Annotated in this window: 10 protein-coding genes and 1 pseudogene; 5 read left to right on the top strand and 6 right to left on the bottom strand. The window is 72.4% G+C overall.

The features are described from left to right. From ACWC2T_RS10700 to ACWC2T_RS10690, 3 genes and pseudogenes are all read left to right on the top strand, one after another. Nucleotides 1-714 (top strand): annotated as a pseudogene (locus ACWC2T_RS10700) (amino acid transporter); the annotation flags it as partial. A 114-nt stretch (nt 715-828) separates the two neighbouring features. Next, nucleotides 829-1,347, top strand: a complete 519-nt coding sequence (locus ACWC2T_RS10695) for a hypothetical protein (RefSeq protein ID WP_450670009.1) — start codon at nt 829-831, stop codon at nt 1,345-1,347. Nucleotides 1,348-1,599: 252 nt separating this feature from the next. Further along, the gene (locus ACWC2T_RS10690) at nt 1,600-3,501 is read left to right on the top strand and encodes a potassium transporter Kup (RefSeq protein ID WP_450670008.1); all 1,902 of its coding nucleotides are present in this window, start codon (nt 1,600-1,602) and stop codon (nt 3,499-3,501) included. A gap of 58 nt (nt 3,502-3,559) precedes the next feature. Here ACWC2T_RS10690 and ACWC2T_RS10685 read toward each other — a convergent pair whose 3' ends face one another. Further along, entirely contained in the window at nt 3,560-4,429 is an 870-nt protein-coding gene (locus tag ACWC2T_RS10685; RefSeq protein ID WP_450670007.1) for a trypsin-like serine peptidase, read from the bottom strand. A gap of 201 nt (nt 4,430-4,630) precedes the next feature. On the opposite strand from ACWC2T_RS10685, the gene ACWC2T_RS10680 reads away from it, so the two are divergent. After that, nucleotides 4,631-6,220 (top strand): YibE/F family protein, encoded by a 1,590-nt coding sequence (locus ACWC2T_RS10680; protein ID WP_450670006.1) that lies wholly within the window; start codon nt 4,631-4,633, stop codon nt 6,218-6,220. A 103-nt stretch (nt 6,221-6,323) separates the two neighbouring features. Here the strand turns inward: ACWC2T_RS10680 and ACWC2T_RS10675 are convergent, their stop codons facing one another. Further along, the gene (locus ACWC2T_RS10675) at nt 6,324-8,951 is read right to left on the bottom strand and encodes a DHA2 family efflux MFS transporter permease subunit (protein ID WP_450670005.1); all 2,628 of its coding nucleotides are present in this window, start codon (nt 8,949-8,951) and stop codon (nt 6,324-6,326) included. An 838-nt stretch (nt 8,952-9,789) separates the two neighbouring features. Here ACWC2T_RS10675 and ACWC2T_RS10670 point away from each other — a divergent pair. Then, nucleotides 9,790-10,305 (top strand): transglycosylase SLT domain-containing protein, encoded by a 516-nt coding sequence (locus ACWC2T_RS10670; protein ID WP_450670004.1) that lies wholly within the window; start codon nt 9,790-9,792, stop codon nt 10,303-10,305. A gap of 98 nt (nt 10,306-10,403) precedes the next feature. Here ACWC2T_RS10670 and ACWC2T_RS10665 read toward each other — a convergent pair whose 3' ends face one another. The 4 genes from ACWC2T_RS10665 to ACWC2T_RS10650 form a co-directional block, all read right to left on the bottom strand. Continuing rightward, complete coding sequence (locus ACWC2T_RS10665; RefSeq protein ID WP_450670003.1) at nt 10,404-12,854, bottom strand: SWIM zinc finger family protein; 2,451 nt, start codon at nt 12,852-12,854, stop codon at nt 10,404-10,406. Further along, nucleotides 12,851-15,721, bottom strand: a complete 2,871-nt coding sequence (locus tag ACWC2T_RS10660) for an SNF2-related protein (protein WP_450670002.1) — start codon at nt 15,719-15,721, stop codon at nt 12,851-12,853. The genes ACWC2T_RS10665 and ACWC2T_RS10660 overlap by 4 nt, the downstream gene beginning before the upstream one ends. A gap of 97 nt (nt 15,722-15,818) precedes the next feature. Further along, entirely contained in the window at nt 15,819-16,403 is a 585-nt protein-coding gene (locus ACWC2T_RS10655) for a sugar kinase (RefSeq protein WP_450670001.1), read from the bottom strand. Then, a complete protein-coding gene (locus ACWC2T_RS10650) occupies nt 16,400-17,545 on the bottom strand; it encodes an ROK family glucokinase (RefSeq protein ID WP_450670000.1) in 1,146 nt (381 codons plus the stop codon). Before ACWC2T_RS10650 ends, ACWC2T_RS10655 begins: the two co-directional genes overlap by 4 nt. Nucleotides 17,546-17,634 lie beyond the last annotated feature (89 nt).

The following is a 17,634-nucleotide window of genomic DNA, read 5'->3' as shown; positions in this document are numbered from 1 at the left end:
GTGCTCATCAGCTCGGCCGCGATCGCGGTGACCATCGCCGCGCGCAAGGCCGGGCAGCGCAAGTGGACCATCGGCTTCGGCGTGATCTCCGCGGTATTCCTCTACACCACGGTCGTGAACGTCATCGAGCGCCCCGACGGTGTGAAGATCGGTGCCTGCTTCATCGCCGGCATCATCCTGGTCTCACTGCTGTCCCGCCTCGCCCGCGCCTTCGAGCTGCGCGTGACCAGCGTGACGCTCGACCCGATGGCGGAACGATTCATCCGGGACATGGCCAGCCGCAAGATGCGGTTCATCGCCAACGAACCCGGGCACCGCGACAAGGCCCAGTACCGCGACAAGATCGAGCAGATCCGCGCCGACAACGACATGCCCGAGCAGGAGGACTTCGTCTTCGTCGAGGTCACCGTCACCGACCCGTCCGAGTTCGAGGCGGGCCTGACCGTGCGAGGCGAGGTCCTGCACAACCGCTACCGGGTGCTGACCTTGGAGTCCGCCTCCATCTCCAACGCCCTGGCGGCCCTTCTCCTGCACGCCCGGGACATGACGGGCTGCACCCCCCACATCTACTTCGAGTGGACCGAGGGCGGCCCCTTCGCCAACTTCCTGCGCTTCTTCCTCTTCGGCCAGGGCGAGGTCGCCCCGGTCACCCGCGAGGTACTGCGCGAGGCGGAACCGGACCGCGCCCGACGCCCCCGCGTACACACCGGCTGAGAACCGGGCCCGTCCGCCGCCCGCGTTAGGAATCCGTCAGGATTCGCCCGTTCGGCGCTAGGAGCCCGTAAGCGGCGGTCGTCGCATCCCGCACGGCCGCCTAGCGTCGGCGTCATGCGACGGAGCGGACCGGCAGGCTCGGCCGGCGACCGCCACTGGCGTGGCAGCGCCCGGCTCGCGCTGAGCTGCGCGCTGCTGTTCTGCGCCCTGAGCCTTCTGGTCGACTGGGACGCCGGAAGCCTGACTCCGCTGCGCGCCCTGCTCTGGATCACCCTCTCGGCCGCGGTGGGCACCGTCCTGCTTCCCCACCGGGTGACCGCGGGGCCCGGCTGGCTCGCGGTCCGCACACCTTGGCGTCGGCAGATGGTCCGCACGGACGCACTGGCAGCCGTACGCCAGTACGGCGGCCCCTCCTCACACCTCGTCCTACGTGACGTCCACGGCCACCGCCTGGAACTCGACCCACGCGTCCTCACCGCCAACCCCCTGCTGTGGCACGAACTCGAAACGGGCGTCCACCGCTCGCTGGAGCGCGGCACGCTGCGACAGGGAGCGGAGGTCCTCGAACGGCTCGGCCACCACATCGACGAGGAGACGGCGCAGGCGGTGCTCCGGGCGTCGGGGCTGTCCTGACCTCAGGCGAGAGCACGGCCCGGTCATGCGACCACCAGACCTCGAGCCGCCGTGGTGGCCCACAGCACGCAGACACCCTTGAGTCGATGCGACCCGGCCCCACCTACCGGTGTTCGCGCTGATGATCGGTATCGTCCGACGCGCCGGGCCCTCCGCACAGCGGCCCGCAAGGAGGAGGACCAGATGGCCGATCACCGACAGGGTGCCGCACCGGACGAGGGGTTCCCGTCGCAGGCGCCGGAGGCTCGTCGCGTGAGCGCTCACGACACGGCACGTCTCGCACTGGTGATCGGCGCCCTGGGGGTGGTCTTCGGCGACATCGGGACCAGCCCGATCTACACCCTCCAGACCGTGTTCAACCCAAGCGACCCGCACCCCGTCCCGGTCACCACACAGAACGTGTACGGGGTGGTGTCGCTGGTGTTCTGGTCGGTGGTGATCATCGTCCTGGTCACCTATGTGCTGCTGGCGATGCGCGCCGACAACGACGGCGAGGGCGGCATCATGGCACTGATCACCCTGGTACGGCGATACACCTCGCGGCCGGCCGGACGGACCGCCGCCGTACTGGCCGCGCTGGGCATCTTCGGCGCGTCCCTGTTCTTCGGTGACAGCATGATCACCCCGGCGATCTCGGTGCTGTCCGCGGTCGAGGGACTCAAGGTCGTCCAGCCCTCGCTGGAGAGCGCGGTCGTGCCCATCACCGCAGTCATCATCGTGCTGCTGTTCCTCGTCCAGCGCAGGGGAACAGCGGCCGTGGGCCGGGTGTTCGGCCCCGTCATGATCGCCTGGTTCGTCGCCATCGGCGCCTGCGGTGTCGCCGGCATCGCCGACCACCCGGCCATCCTCAGGGCACTGTCACCGACGTACGCCCTGGGCTTCCTCTTCGGCCACTTCGGCACCGCCTTCTTCGCCCTGGCCGCGGTCGTGCTGGCGGTCACCGGCGCCGAGGCGCTGTACGCCGACATGGGGCACTTCGGCCGCCGGGCGATCACCCGGGCCTGGCTGTTCCTCGTCTTCCCCGCCTGCATCCTGAGCTATTTCGGGCAGGGCGCGCTGATCCTCGCCGGTCCGCACAACATCAGCAGTCCGTTCTTCCTGCTCACGCCCGGCTGGGGACGGCTGCCGATGGTCGTGCTGGCCACGGCGGCCACGGTGATCGCCTCGCAGGCCGTGATCACCGGCGCGTACTCGGTCACCTCCCAGGCCGCCCAGCTCGGCTACCTGCCGAGGCTGCGCATCGCGCACACCTCCGAATCCACCATCGGCCAGATCTACGTGCCCTGGATCAACTGGCTGCTGATGGTCTCGGTCCTCACCCTGGTCTTCGCCTTCCGCAGCTCCGCGGCCCTGGCCTTCGCGTTCGGCATGGCGGTCACCGGCACCATCACCATCTCCACCCTGCTGTTCTTCTACGTCGCCCGCGCGAAATGGGGCACGCCCAGGTGGCTGGTCGCCACCGGCGCCACCGTCCTCCTCTTCGTGGACCTGCTGTTCGTGGCGGCCAACATGACCAAACTCGTCCACGGCGCGTGGCTGCCACTGCTGATCGGCGTCACCGCGTTCACCGTCATGACGACCTGGCAACGCGGCCGGGAGATCGTCACTGCCGAACGAGCACGGCTCGAAGGCCCGCTGCCCGAGTTCGTCGACGACCTCCGCACAGGGAAGGTGCCGACTCGCCGGATCCCGGGCACGGCCGTCTTCCTCAACCGGGGCAAGCAGACCGCGCCCCTGGCCATGCGAGCCAACGTCGAGCACAACCACGTACGCCACGACCAGGTCGTGATCCTGTCCCTGGAGACCGAGCCCGTGCCCCGCGTCCCGGCCGACCAGCGGATCACCGTCGATGACCTCGGCTACGCCGACGACGGGATCATCCACGTCACCGCCCGGTTCGGCTACATGGAGACACCGGACGTGCCTGGCACCCTGGCCCTGCTCACCCCGGCCCAGACCGAAGGGCCGTTGGACCTCGATCAGGCGTCCTACTTCCTGTCGAAGATCGACCTGAGACGCGGCAAGACACCGACGATGGCGCCCTGGCGCAAGCGGCTGTTCATCGCCACGTCCTACATCACGGCCGACGCCGCCGAGTACTTCGGCCTCCCCCGCGACCGCACCGTCATCATGGGCTCCCACATCGAGGTGTAGACGCGCTCCGGCCGCTGATCGCCCGGCGGAGCGCATACCCACCGGTCAGGGCGAACCGTCAGTCCTCGTCCTGGGCACGTCGGTAGAGTTTGGCGATGTCGTCGTCGAAGTACGCGGCGTAGGACACATCGTCCTGGTCGCCGCCGCCCTCATGCCCGCCCAGGACGCCGATGACCGTGCCGGTGTGGCTCTTGGGGTCGTAGTCGGCGAGCCAGGGGCTGCCGCTGGTCCCGTCCTCGAGGTTGGTGCACTGGATGCGCAACTGGTACTCGCTGAACTTCGTGGTGCGGTTCTGGCATGAGATCGGGGTGTCGCGGCTGGTGGGATAGCCGGTGATCTTGACCTTGTTGTCGAAGCCGCGGTTTGTGCCGAGCACGTTGCCGCCCAGGACGTCCTGGATGTTCTTGCCGTCCTTCTGGTCGAGGACGAGGAAGGCGAAGTCGAGGTCCTCGTCCTGCGACTTGGCCCAGCGGTCGTCTACGACCACCTTGCTGACCTTCCACAAGCCGGTGGGTTCGTTGCCGTTGCGGTAGCCGGGGGCGAAGACCAGGTCGTTCAGTGGTTGTCCGGAGTCCGCGTCGAAGGCGCAGTGGGCCGCGGTGATCAGCATGTTCCGGCCCGGACTCCGCACCACGCTCGCCGTGCAGAAATGGGCGCCCTGGTCGTCCTTCTCGAAGACCGCGCCGATCCGGGCGTTCTCCTCGGTCCTGCGGGGGGTGTACGCGTGGCCGTCCTCGGCCGGAGCCGTCGCGGAGAGGTCCTGGTCCTGGTCCTGCGGGGACTGGCCCCGCTCGCCGGACTTGCCGAAACCGCTGCGCCAGCTGCCTCTGGCCGTATGGGTTGCCTCTGCGGCGTCGCCCACCACTGCGGCTGCCCCGACGATGACCAGTGTCAGGGGCAGGACGGATTTCCTGGCTAGCGAGCGCACAAGGTCATTATCGACATGGGCCGGGAATTCGGGAGGTGCTGCTGGTGAAGAGGTTCATGATCCAGACATGGTAAGCACAACGCTCGGTCTTCTGGCGATGCCCGGGCTGAGTCCACGCCACAGCCGTTCCCGTACTCTTCCTCAGAGCCGTCGCGCAGGACCGGCTCCGGAGGGGGCACGGACAACCGCGAGGGAGACGGCATGGGAACCGCTGACCGGCAGAGTGCCGGAGACTGGAACCGGGTCGGTGACCCGCCCCGGCCCAGAGGTGGTCGCACGAGCGGGTACGGCCACGACTACGGGTACGGGTACGGGCATCCTCCTGAGTCGATACCTCACCCCGGCTACGGACCCGATGCCGGCGCAGGCCACCTCCCCCTCTCTCAGGCGACCGGCCACGGGCACGCACCAGCGACCGCCGCCGAACACGGCTCCGGTCACAGCCCCGAACCGGGAGCCGGCGGTCACGGACACGGCCCCTCGCACGGCCACAGTCACAGCCACGGGCCCGCGGCGCCGGTCTCCCGGCACCTGCGCAAGGTCATCGCGGCGATCCTGATCCCCTTCACCGCCGCGGTCGTGGTGGGGCTCGTGGTGCTGTGGCCGGGCGGAGCCCCGCCGCACAAACGCACCGGTGTCGGCTTCGACCAGCAGACCCAGCAGGCGACGGTCACCGAAGTCGTCGAGGTGAGCTGCAAGTCGGTGAACGCCTCCGGCGAGACCCCCACCGGCGACACCTCCACCGCCGAGGGCAACTCGGCGCAACAAGAGGCGAACGGCACCTGCCACAAGGCCACGATCCGGGTCGACACCGGCAAGGACAAGGGCCGTACCTTCACCGAGATCGTGCAGCCCGACCAGGCACGGCAGCTGCACCAGGGCGAGAAGGTCGTCGCCGCCTACGAACCCTCCGCGCCCAAGGACCTGCAGTACTCGGTCGCCGACGTCAACCGCCGCTTCCCGATGGGCCTGCTGGCCGGCATCTTCGCCCTCGCCGTCGTGGTCGTGGGCCGGCTGCGCGGCGTGATGGCACTGGTCGCGCTGGCCATCAGCTTCCTGGTGCTGAACTTCTTCGTCCTGCCGGCGGTCCTGCAGGGCTCGAACCCGCTGCTCGTGGCGGTGATCGGCTCCAGCGCCATCATGCTGATAGCCCTGTACATGTGCCACGGCCTGTCGGCCCGCACCTCGGTGGCCGTGCTCGGCACCTTGCTCTCGCTGGCACTGATCGGCATCCTGGGCTCGGCGTTCATCGGCTGGGCCGCCCTCACCGGCAACACCGACGACAGCACCGGCCTGATCCACGGGCTGTATCCGAAGCTCGACATGAGCGGTCTGCTGCTCGCGGGCGTCATCATCGGCTCGCTCGGCGTCCTCGACGACGTCACCGTGACGCAGACATCAGCCGTCTGGGAACTGCACGACGCCAACCCCGCGATGGGCTGGCGCGGACTGTACCGGGCAGGCATCCGCATCGGCCGCGACCACATCGCCTCTGTCGTCAACACCCTCGTCCTGGCCTACGCCGGCGCCGCGTTGCCTCTCCTGCTCCTCTTCTCCATCGCCCAGAGCGGCGTGGCCACGGTCGCCAACAGCGAGCTGGTCGCCGAAGAGATCGTGCGCACGCTGGTGGGCTCGATCGGCCTGGTCGCCTCGGTCCCGGTCACCACGCTCCTGGCCGCCCTGGTCGTCTCGGCAGACCGGCCGGGTCCACAGACGGACACGGCCACAGCGGGCGCGCCGGCCACTGGCCGAGCGCCTGCCGGCCGGGGCGGACGTCGGCGGAAGCGCTGAGAGCGAACGCCCCGAGGCACGAACGGGCCGCCGGGGGCGGGCGGTTCACGCATCGGCGTACCGCCGGAGCCCCTCACGCGGCCCGTTCGCGCATCGGGGAGGGCTACCGGGGCTCGTCCTTGTGCGACAGCTCGAGGTCGAAGTCGGTGACTCCGGCGGCGTCCAGGCGCACCGGCGCGGCGACGGGGGCGTAGCCGCTGGCGATGACGGTGTACTCGCCGCCGTCGAGGTCGGTGAACCCGTAGGCGCCGTCCGAGCCGGTGATCGTGGTGCCGACCACGTTCCCGGCCGAGTCCAGCAGGGTGACCTTGGCATCGTCGAGCGGCCGGCCGGTCGCGGTGCTGACGACACCGTGGAGCCGGGCGCCGGGTTCGAGGCGGATCTCGCAGGCTTCCGCGGCCCCCGGGGTGACGTCGACCGGGAGGGCGGCCGGGCGGTGTCCGGGCGCGTTCACCACCAGGGTGTAGCTGCCGGGGACCAGATCGGCGAGCTCGAAGCCGCCGTCGGCGGCCGAGGTCGCGGAGGACACCACCTCGCCGCGCACATCGGTGGCGACCAGCAGGGCTCCCGGCAGCGGGCGACCCTCGACGGCGTCCCGGACCGTCCCGGTGAGGGCGACGGTGCCGCTCAGCGCGAGGTCGCAGACGACCGGCTCCTCGCCGACGAGCACCGTGACGGCCTGCGGCTGCCGGGCACCGGCGGCGCCGATCAGCACATAGGTGCCGGGGCCGGTGACGGACATCGCATAAGCCCCGTCCGCGCCGCTGACGGCGCGGCCGAGCTGCCGTCCGTTCACGTCGATCAAGGTGATCACGGCCTGCGGCACCGGCGCGCCCGTGCCGTCCAGCACCCGGCCCCGGACGCCGTACGACGGGGCGCCGGGAACGGGTTCGAACCGATCGGCGGGCGCGGCGACGGGCTGCGTCCCCGCGGGGCCGGCCTCGGCAGGGGTGCTCTCCGTGGCGGCCGGCTCGGTGACCGTGGGCGCAGCGGGCCCGGCGGCCGTGGTCGCGGCCGGCTCCGGCGCGGGGCCGGCGTTCCCCTCGGCGGCCTGTGCCTCCAGTCCGGAGACCTTGCGCAGCGGCACCTCCTTGGTCCACACCGCGACCAGGAAGCCCAGGACCATCACGGCCGCCGCAATGAGGAACACCAGCTGCATCGAGTCGGTGAAGCCCTCCTTGAACGGCTGGGCCAGGCGCGGGTCGAGGCGCTGGATGAACGAGGAGTCGTCGAGCACGCCCGAGCCGCTGCCACCGCTCGCCCCGGGGTGCTTGAACATCTCGAGCACCGGCGCGTTCGCGGGGTTGTGGCGTACGGCGGGGTCGTGCAGCGCGGCCTGGAAGGCGGGCGTCGCGTACGCGGCCCGGAAGGCCGAGCCGATCTTGTCGCCGACGGTGCTGAACAGCACGGACAGGAAGACCGCGGTGCCGGCGGTGCCGCCCATCTGGCGGAAGAAGGTGGCCGACGCGGTCGCCACGCCCATGTCCTTGGGCTCGACGGCGTTCTGCACGGCCAGGGTCAGGATCTGCATGCATCCGCTGAGGCCGATGCCGAACAGCGCCATGTAGGCCATCGTCTCCGGCAGCGCCGTGTTCCACTGCACCCGGTAGTGGAACAGCAGCATCGCCGCGATGATCAGCAGGGTTCCGATGACCGGGAAGACCTTGTACTTGCCGGTCTTCTGGATGATGCGGCCGACCACGATCGTCCCGGCGATCATCCCGACCATCAGCGGCAGCATCAGCAGACCGGACCTGGTGGGGCTGACGCCCTTCACGATCTGCAGGTACAGCGGGACCATCATCATCCCGCCGAACATGCCCATGCCGACGAGCACGGACAGCAGGCTCATCTTGCTGAACACCGCGCTGCGGAACAGCCTCATCGGGATCAGGGCCTCCTCGCCCATGACCCGTTCGACGAGGACCCACACCACCAGGCCGACCGCGCCGACGCCGTAGCAGACGCAGGCCTTCGTGGAGGTCCAGCCCCAGCTCTGGCCCTGCTCGGCCACGAGCAGCAGCGGCACCACGCCGATCGCGATGGTGAGCGCGCCCCACCAGTCGATGCGGTGCTCGCGCCGGGTGTGCGGGAGGTTCAGCACCTTGGCGACGACGAACAGCGCGACGATGCCGACCGGCACGTTGACCAGGAAGACCCAGCGCCAGCCGGCGATGGACAGGATGCTGCTCCGGCCCGCGAGGAAGCCGCCGATCAGCGGGCCGAGCACGCTGGAGGAGCCGAACATGGCGAGCATGTAGCCCTGGTACCGGGCCCGCTCGCGGGGCGGCACGATGTCACCGATGATCGCCAGAGCCAGCGACATGAGACCGCCCGCGCCGATGCCCTGGAAGGCCCGGAAGGCGGACAGCTCGGTCATCGAGGTGGCGAACGAACAGGCCGCCGAACCCGCGATGAAGATGGTGATGGCCGCCAGGAAGAAGGGTTTGCGGCCGTAGAGGTCGGACAGCTTGCCGTACAGCGGTGTGCTGATGGTGGAGGTGATCAGGTACGCGGTGGTGACCCACGCCTGTGCGCTGAGTCCGTGCAGATCGTCGGCGATCGTGCGGATCGAGGTGCTGACGATGGTCTGGTCGAGCGCCGCGAGGAACATCCCCAGCATCAGGCCGCTGAGGATGGTCATGATCTGCCGGTGCGTCAGCCTGCCGGCCGGCGCCGACGCGGATATCGCTCCGGTGTCCCCACGGGCCGGGGATGCGGACGTGGTCATGCGTGCGGATCTCCTTGCCTTGCCCCGCCGCCCGGGCCCAGCCCGGCTCCGAGGCCTGTGTACGTGAGGTCGACCAGTCGTTCGTCGAGCCGCAGCGGACGCGCGGGACGGCCGTCACTCACGATCCGTTGCTTGCGGCTACCAACTGAGTGTAGATCCCGGCGGGGGTCGGCCGTGTCACATGGGTCCCCGCTCACGGAACAGGTCGCCACGGCATGGCCGGCCATCCGGTCCCGCCCGTCACGCCGAAGAGGACGCGACCGATGCCGCATGCCGCGAGCAGCCGGGCCGGCATCCGGCCGGCCTCCGGCAGATCCCGGCCGGCCGCCCCGCCGTCGGGGCCACCCCGGCCAGGTAGCAGTGGCCGCGCGCGTCGTGCTGGACCGGCATGACCCCGGCCCACCACACCGGCCCCACATGAACACCGCCGCTCACCCGGGACCGGCCCGATGCGTCCCTCGGCGGACGCGGGTTCACCCCTCGCGAGGCGGCGCCGAGCCCCTGTCAGCGGGGTCGTGCGTGTGATGCCACCCATAGGAGCCAGATCACATCCTAGCCCCGGTCGTAGACCCCACACCCGCCTGAACTGCACAGACATCGCCATAGCGATGCATTTCGGACATTCCTCCGTAGATGGGTAGTACGTCACATCATTGCGCCGTGCTCACCCCGCCGATAAACATTGCTGTCGTCGCCGGGAACCACCGGCCGGACCGAGCGGGACTCCGCCGGATCCGTCCGCTCCCGACGGCAGCACGGGGCTCCGCCCCACGCCACCGCGACCGACTGCGGCCGGCATCGACCACGTCCTCCCCTGGAGAGTTACTTCCGTATGACCATGACGACCCGCACCCGCATCGCCCGCCTGCGCACCCTCGCCCTTACTGGCATCACCACCACCGGCGCCGCGGCCGTCGCCCTCACTCTGATGCCCGCGAACGCACAGGCCGCCGAAGCGAAGGTGCCGGCCCACTCGGTGGTCACGGCCTCCTCGAAGGGCAGCAGCGCCGCCTCCCAGGCCAAGGCCGGTTCCACCGGCAACCTCGACGCCTGGATCAAGCAGTCCCTGCAGATCATGAAGGCCAAGGGCATCCCCGGCAGCTACGAGGGCCTCAAGCGCAACATCATGCGCGAGTCCGGCGGCAACCCCAACGCCCAGAACAACTGGGACGTGAACGCCAAGCAGGGCACCCCCTCCAAGGGCCTGCTCCAGGTCATCGACCCGACCTTCAACGCCTACCACGTCGCCGGTACCGCCAAGAGCGTCACCGACCCGGTGGCCAACATCACCGCGGCCGCCAACTACGCGGCCCACCGCTACGGCTCCATCGACAACGTGCACTCCGCGTACTGAGCCGACGCACCCCAGCACCACAAGGCCGGTGCCGGCAGCGACAACCGCTGCCGGCACCGGCCTTCGCGCGTGGTGGCGGCCTTCGCGCGTGGCGGCGGTCAGACTTCGTCCGGTGTGCCGAGGCCGGTCAGCGCGCCGACCGGGTCCAGGTCGGGCGTGCCCCGGGGCCACCAGTCGTCCTGGCCCGGCTCCGACTCATAGGCGTACCACAGGCCGTCGCGGCCGAGGCGGAGCTGGACATGGCCGCGCGGATGGGTGAGGCGGTTGCGCCAGGGGCGGAACGCCGGCAGGTCGGCGGCCAGCAGCAGCGGGCGGGCCCGGTCGAAGCGGCCGGCCGGCGGGTCCCAGGGCTCCTCCAAGACGGCCAGCCCGGCGGCGCCGCCCTGGCGCCAGGCGGCGACGGCCCGTGCGAGGTCGGCCGGGGTGCGGCCGGCCGCCGTGGCGAGCGTGGCGTAAAGGGTGCGGGTGGTGGCCGTGAGGCCGGAGCCGGGGCGGGCTGCGGCCAGGCGTACCGCGTCCTGCCACAGCGTCAGTTCGCCCACCGGGTCGCGTCCGGTGCCGAGCAGCGCGTGGGCGCGGGCGGCGGCCTCGGTCGCGAGCTGGTCCAGCGCGAAGGGGTCGGGGCCGCCAGGGGCCGCCGGATAGACCGGGGGCTGCTCGGGGTGCGGGGGCGCCGGCAACGGCGGCGGCAGCGGCGGGAGTTCACGCGGGGCGAGGGCGTCGGCGGCGCGCACGCCCGGCAGGGTCTGCGGCTGCCGCTCCTGGGCGGCGCGGGCCGCGCGGGCGGCACTGCGCCGGGACAGCGCGTCGAGCAGGCTCCGCTCGCCCCGGCCGCGCAGCAGGAGCAGGACGAACGGGTCGGCGTCGAGCAGCCGTGCCGTCTGGTAGCAGAGCGCGGCCGCGTGTTTGCAGGGGTGCCCGGAGTCGGGGCAGCTGCAGCGCGGCACGAGGTCGCCGGGGCCGGGCAGCAGGGGGACCCCGCAGTCGGCGAGGGACTGGGGCAGTTCCTTGTCGAGCAGCGCGGCGATGTGCCCCGGCCGGTCGGCGGCCGCGTCCAGGAACGACGCCCAGTCCGCGTCCTCCAGCGTGCGGACCCGTACCTGGACCCGGTACGGGCGGGGCCGGCTGCCACGGACGTAGGCCAGCACGAGTCCCGGTGTCACGGTGATCGCGTCGACGTGTCCCTGGTCGGCGTAACCGCGGCCCCGCGCCAGCCTCTTGGGGTCCAGCGCGCCCTGCTCCAGCGCCGCAACCCAGGCGTTGCCCCACCAGGTCGCCGCGAACGGCGCTCCCTCGGCACCGGCTTCCCGGTGCGCGAACGGCGGGAAGGTGCGGCGGAGTTCGGTGTCGCGGTGGGGGGTGGCCATGGTGGCGGGCACGTGGGGGACCGCGGCAGCAGGGGTGGATCGGCGCGGGGTGGCGTCGGGTGGGGTGGTGGGAGTGGAGGTGGCGGGGGTGGATGTGGCGGCGGGCGTGTGCGCAGACGCGGGCTCCTCCGGCGTGGCGCCCGGCTCGACGTCCTCCGTGGAACCCGGCTCGGCATCCCACGCGGAGGCCGGCTCGGCGGAAGTGTGGTCCGGGTCGGCGAGGATGGCGGCCTGCGGTGTGCGCGAGGGCGGGGGCGGGGGCGCAGGGGTGGTGACAGAGCGCGGCTCTGTGGTGTCCGTGGTGCCGGTGTTGTCGGCGGTGCCGATGGTGTCCGTGTCCGGTGTCTCCTCCTCCGGGGTGTCCGACCATGCCGGCATCCGGAAGGCGTTGGCCAGGTAGTGCCGCATCTCCTGAACGGCCTTGAGGCGGGCGGCCCGGGAGTCCGGTCCGGGGGCGGTCGCGGGGCGCGGCGCCGTCGCGGCGGAGTCACCGGTCGCGCGCGGCCCGCGTCGGGTGCGGGGGTCCGTCGACCGGTTGCCGCGCGCGATGGCCTCGTCCGTCTCGGCCTCGGCGCGCAGCGCCTGCCGGCGGGCCGACCGGAGGGCCTCCCTGGCCAGGTCTGCGGGGCGCCCCGCAAGGCGTTCCGCACGGGCGGGTCCGGGTACCGCCGGGGTGCCCGCGTCTTCGGAGCGCGCCATGGCACGGGCTCCGCCTCCGTCAGCGGACTGCTCCCCGTCAGCGGACTGCTCCCCGTCAGCGGACTGCTCCGGAGCCCCTGCCGTTCCGCCGGCACCGGGTGCGGGGAAGTCGCCCGTCTCGCCCGGCATGCCGTCCCTGCCGGACCGGGCGGGTGCGGCCGACATGGCCGAGCGGAGGGCGGCCCGCGCGACGTCCGCGGGCCTCTGCTCCGGGGTGCCGGCCGGGCCGACCGCGCGCCCGGACACCGCCCCCGCGGCGCCGGCCCGGTCGACCGCGCGCCCGGACGACGCCTGGTCCTCCGCGGTCTCCCCCCGCCCTGCTTCCGTCCGCTCGGGCCCGGCCTGTGCGGACCCGCCGCGCGCGGACCGAGCCTGTTCGGACCCGGACGGTCCGGACCCGGCCCGTCCGGTCTCCGCCCGCTGCCGTGCCTCCCGCAGGGCCCGGCGGGCGGCGTCGCCGGGGCGCTGTTGCCCGTCCGTCACGACGGCCTCCGCAGTGAGACGAGGTCGGACAGCTCGCGGTCGGTCAGTTCGGTGAGGGCCGCCTCGCCGGAGCCCAGGACGGCGTCGGCCAGGGCACGCTTGGCGGTGAGCATCTCGGCGATGCGATCCTCGACGGTGCCCTCGGTGACCAGGCGGTGCACCTGGACCGGCTGGGTCTGGCCGATCCGGTACGCACGGTCGGTGGCCTGTTCCTCGACCGCCGGGTTCCACCAGCGGTCGAAGTGGACGACATGGCCCGCGCGGGTGAGGTTCAGGCCGGTGCCGGCGGCCTTCAGGGAGAGCACCAGGACCGGGGTCTCGCCGCTCTGGAAGCGGTCGACCATGCGCTCGCGCTCCGGGACCGGGGTGCCGCCGTGCAGCAGGTCCACGGGGATCGCGCGGGCGGACAGGTGCGCGGCGATGAGGCGGGCCATGCCGACGTACTGGGTGAAGACGAGCGCCGAGCCGTCCTCGGCGAGGACGGTGTCCAACAGCTCGTCCAGCAGGGCGAGTTTGCCGGAACGGGCCACGAGCCGGTCGGCGTGCGTCTCCTCCTTCAGATACAGCGCCGGGTGGTCGCAGATCTGCTTCAGGGCACCCAGCAGCTTCAGGACCAGGCCCCGGCGGGCGATGCCCTCGGCGGTCTCGATGGCCAGCATCGACTCGCGCACCACCGCCTCGTACAGCGCGGCCTGCTCGCGGGTGAGCGGCACCGGGTGGTCCGTCTCGGTCTTGGGGGGCAGTTCGGGGACGATGCCGGGGTCGGACTTCTTGCGGCGCAGCAGGAACGGCCGTACCAGGCGGGCCAGGCGCTCGACCGCCTCCGCATCCTCGCCGTTCTCCACCGCGCGGGCGTGCCGGGCGCGGAAGGACTTCAGGGGGCCGAGGAGTCCGGGGGTGGTCCAGTCGAGCAGGGCCCACAGTTCGGAGAGGTTGTTCTCCACGGGGGTGCCGGTCAGCGCCACGCGCGCGGGGGCCGGGATGGTGCGCAGCGCCTTGGCGGTGGCCGAGTAGGGGTTCTTCACATGCTGGGCCTCGTCGGCGACGACCATGCCCCAGGGCTGCTCGGCCAGGCGGGCCGCGGTGGAGCGCATGGTGCCGTAGGTGGTGAGGACGACCCCGCCGTCGACGCCGTCCAGGGTGCGGCCCTGGCCGTGGAAGCGGCGGACGGGCACGCCGGGTGCGAAACGGGTGATCTCCCGCTGCCAGTTGCCCAGGAGGGACGCGGGGCACACCACCAGGGTCGGTTCGGTGCGGGCGCGCTTCAGGTGCAGGGCGATGAGCGTGATCGTCTTGCCGAGGCCCATGTCGTCGGCGAGGCAGCCGCCGAGGCCTAGGGAGGTCATGAGGTCGAGCCAGGCGAGACCCCGCAGTTGGTAGTCGCGGAGGGTGGCGGCGAGGCCCGTCGGCGGGTCGGCGGGACCGAGGCCCGCGGTGAGGCGGTCACGCAGGGCGGCCAGCGCGCCGACCGGGACGGCCTCCACGGTCTCGCCGTCGACGTCGGCGGTGCCGGTGAGCGCGACGGACAGCGCGTCGACCGGGTCGAGCAGGCCCAGTTCGCGCTTGCGGGCCTTGCGCACGAGAGCGGGGTCGACCAGCACCCAGCGGTCCCGCAGCCGTACGACGGGGCGGTGGGCCTCGGCCAGGGCGTCCATCTCGGCCTCGCTGAGCGGATCCCCGCCGAGGGCCAACTGCCAGCGGAACCGGAGCAGTTCCTCGCTCTCGAAGAAGCCGGTGCCGTCGGTCGCCGAGCCGGGTGCCGGGCGGACGACCGCGGCGGCCGTGAGGTCCCGGGCGAGGTCCCGGGGCCAGTGCACGGCGACCCCGGCGGCGGCCAGCCGGGAGGCCGCCACGCCGAGCAGCTCGCCCAGTTCCTCCTCGGACAGGGCCAGCACGTCGGGCACATCCTGTCCGCAGAGCCGGTCCAGCGGTGGCCACACGCGGGCCGCGCGCCGCACGGCGAGCGCGGCGTCGACGCGCGCGCGGGGCCCGAACGCCGTGTCGGCCTCCCCCGCCCACAGGGCCGCCGCGTCGGCCACCAGGGTGGGGTCGGCGAGGCTGTGCACCTGCACGACGGCCGCTCCGGCGTTCCTCAGGTCGGCCGTCTGCGGGGCGTCCTCGGCCCGGTCACTGCCGCCGGCGTCGAAGACCTCGTACGCGGACAGGTCCAGGCGGAGCGAGATCCGTACGCCCGCGTCCATGCCGGCGGCGACCTCGGCCGCCCACTCATGGGCCTGCCGGGGCAGCGCCACGGGCTCGCGGGCGGCGAAGGGCCGGCCGGAGGCGTAGGGGGCGGCCGGGGTGCGCGGCAGGGTGTCGGCGACCGCGTCCAGGAAGGAGCGGATCAGGGCCTCCGGCTCGGGCAGCCGGAGCGGGCCCGGGTCCGGCAGCGGCACGGCGTGGCCCTCCGGGGGCAGGGCCGCGGCGACCGCGCGCAGGTGGGCGATGTCGGCGGGCTCCAGCGGGCCGGCCCGCCAGGCGTCGTGGCCGGCCGGGGTCAGGCCCGGCAGCAGGCGGCCGCGGGCGACCAGCCGCAGCGCGTGCAGCGCGGCGGCGCCCCAGCAGGCCGTGGCCGGATGCGCGGCCGGGTCGCGGAGGGCCCGGACCAGCACCGGCAGGGCCTCGGCGAGCGGGAGGGTCAGCGCGGGCACCTGCCGGCGGCGCACCCCGGCACCGTGCCGTCGTACGACCGTGAGCTCGGCGGTGTCGCCCTCGACGGACGCGCCGTCGGGGTCCCAGAAGGCGATGCGGCCCTCGCGCGGGAGGGGCGCCGGGAGGTACACGCACGCCAGTCGCACCGGGATCCGGTCCCCGGCCTGCCCGGAGCCTGCCGTGCGCTCGGCCACCGCGGCCGTGCCTGCGCTCATACGTTCTGCCACCTCCCGCCCGTGCGTCGGATCAGACGTCTTCGACTCTACGGGCGGGGTCTGACAATCGGCCCCGGGACCGGCCGGTGCCTCGTGGTCAGGGGACCGTGCGGGAGACGACGTAGACCGTGGGATTCTGCGGGTCGGACAGGTTCACGACCACGTCCTGGGTCGGCGCCGGGTTCTTCTGCTGGTGGGTCAGTCCCCACCAGGTCCCCGGGCCGGTGAAGTGCCAGCCGCTGACCCTCTGGTCCCGGGCGCCGATGGCGATGTCGTCCTTCTTCAGCTCGTCCCGGCGTGCGCCCATGCTCTGCAGGAAGGTGTCCAGGCCGGCGGCGTTGGTGCGGAACTGCACGTACAGGCGGCTGGTCTTCCAGTTGTTCGTCTCGTAGGAGGCGATGGGGTCGGCCGGGTGCGGGACGGTCACCTGGTAGAGGCGGCACTGCACCTTCGACGGCGAGCCCGGGGTCAGGCCCGTCGCCGAGTACTTGGCCTCCTTGTCCTTGCCGCTGTTGCGGCTCTGGTTGGCGGAGATCACGAGGTAGCCGGCCGGGACGCCGATCAGCAGCCCGATGATCAGCAGGGTGAGCGCGCGGCGCCTGGCCTTGTGCCGGGGGTCCTCGGCGGGGCGGCGGCGCGGCTCGTCCGGCGGGGCGGCCTGGCGGGGCAGGGAGGCGGTCATGCGCTGTCCCGGTCGCGTCGGGCCTGCGCGTACCGCTCGTACCGCTCGTACCGCTCCACCCGGCGGCGCTTGGCCCGGCGGAAGCGGCGGGCGACCAGCCGGGCCAGGTCGGCGGCGCCCACCATGCCGGCCTCGGGGCCGAGCTGGGCGCGGGTGATGCGGGCCTCGGGGCGGTAGCCGCGGCCGGTGAGGTGGCGCTTGAAGGCGTCCCGGGCCGGGCCGATGAGCAGGTCGTCGGCGGCCGAGACACCGCCGCCGATGACGAAGCAGGACGGGTCGAGGGCGGCGGCGAGGTTGGCGATGCCGACGCCGAGCCACTGGCCGATGTCCTGGAGCAGCTCGATGCACATCGCGTCGCCCTCGCGGGCCAGCTCGGTGATCATCGGGCCGGTGATGTCGCCGATCTGGCCCTTGACGTGCTCGATGATGCCGTAGGCCACCGGGGAGTCGGCCGCGGCCAGCTCCTTGGCCTCGCGGACGAGCGCGTTGCCGGAGCTGTACTGCTCCCAGCAGCCGCGGTTGCCGCACGGGCAGCGGTGGCCGCCGGGTACGACCTGCATATGGCCGAACTCACCGGCCACGCCGTACTTGCCGCGCTTGACCTGGCCGTCCTCCAGGATGGCGCCGCCGATGCCGGTGCCGAGCGTGATCATGACGAGGTGGTCCTCGCCGCGCCCCGCGCCGAAGCGCCACTCCGCCCAGGCGGCGGTGTTGGCGTCGTTGTCGACGAGGACCGGCACGGACAGGCGACCGCTCAGGCGGTCGCGCAGCGGTTCGTTGCGCCAGGACAGGTGGGGGGCGAACAGGACGCGGTTGCGGTCGGCGTCGACCCAGCCGGCCGCGCCGATGCCGACCGCGTGCACGTCATGCCGGTCGGACAGGTCCAGGACCAGTTCGACGATGGTGTCCTCGACGACCTTGGGGCTCTTGGACTTGTCCGGGGTCTCCGCGCGGAGCTTCTCCAGGATGTTGCCGTCGGCGTCCACGACGCCCGCCATGACCTTGGTGCCGCCGATGTCGATACCCACCGTCGGCACACGGGGTGCGGTCAGGTGGGAACGGCGTTCCCTGGTGCCGACCGTGCGGAGCACGGGGGCCCGGCGGGAGCCGATGGGGGCGGTGAGGTCGCGGTAGGTGCTCATCGTTTGTCGATTCTGCCTCACCGTGGGTGTGGGTGGCGTACGAGTCCGGAGAGGCCGACTTGTCGCGCCCACGCGGCGGAGCGGCACAG

It is taken from the genome of Streptomyces sp. NPDC001393, from assembly GCF_053597455.1.
This window is presented reverse-complemented; position numbering and strand designations above follow the sequence as displayed.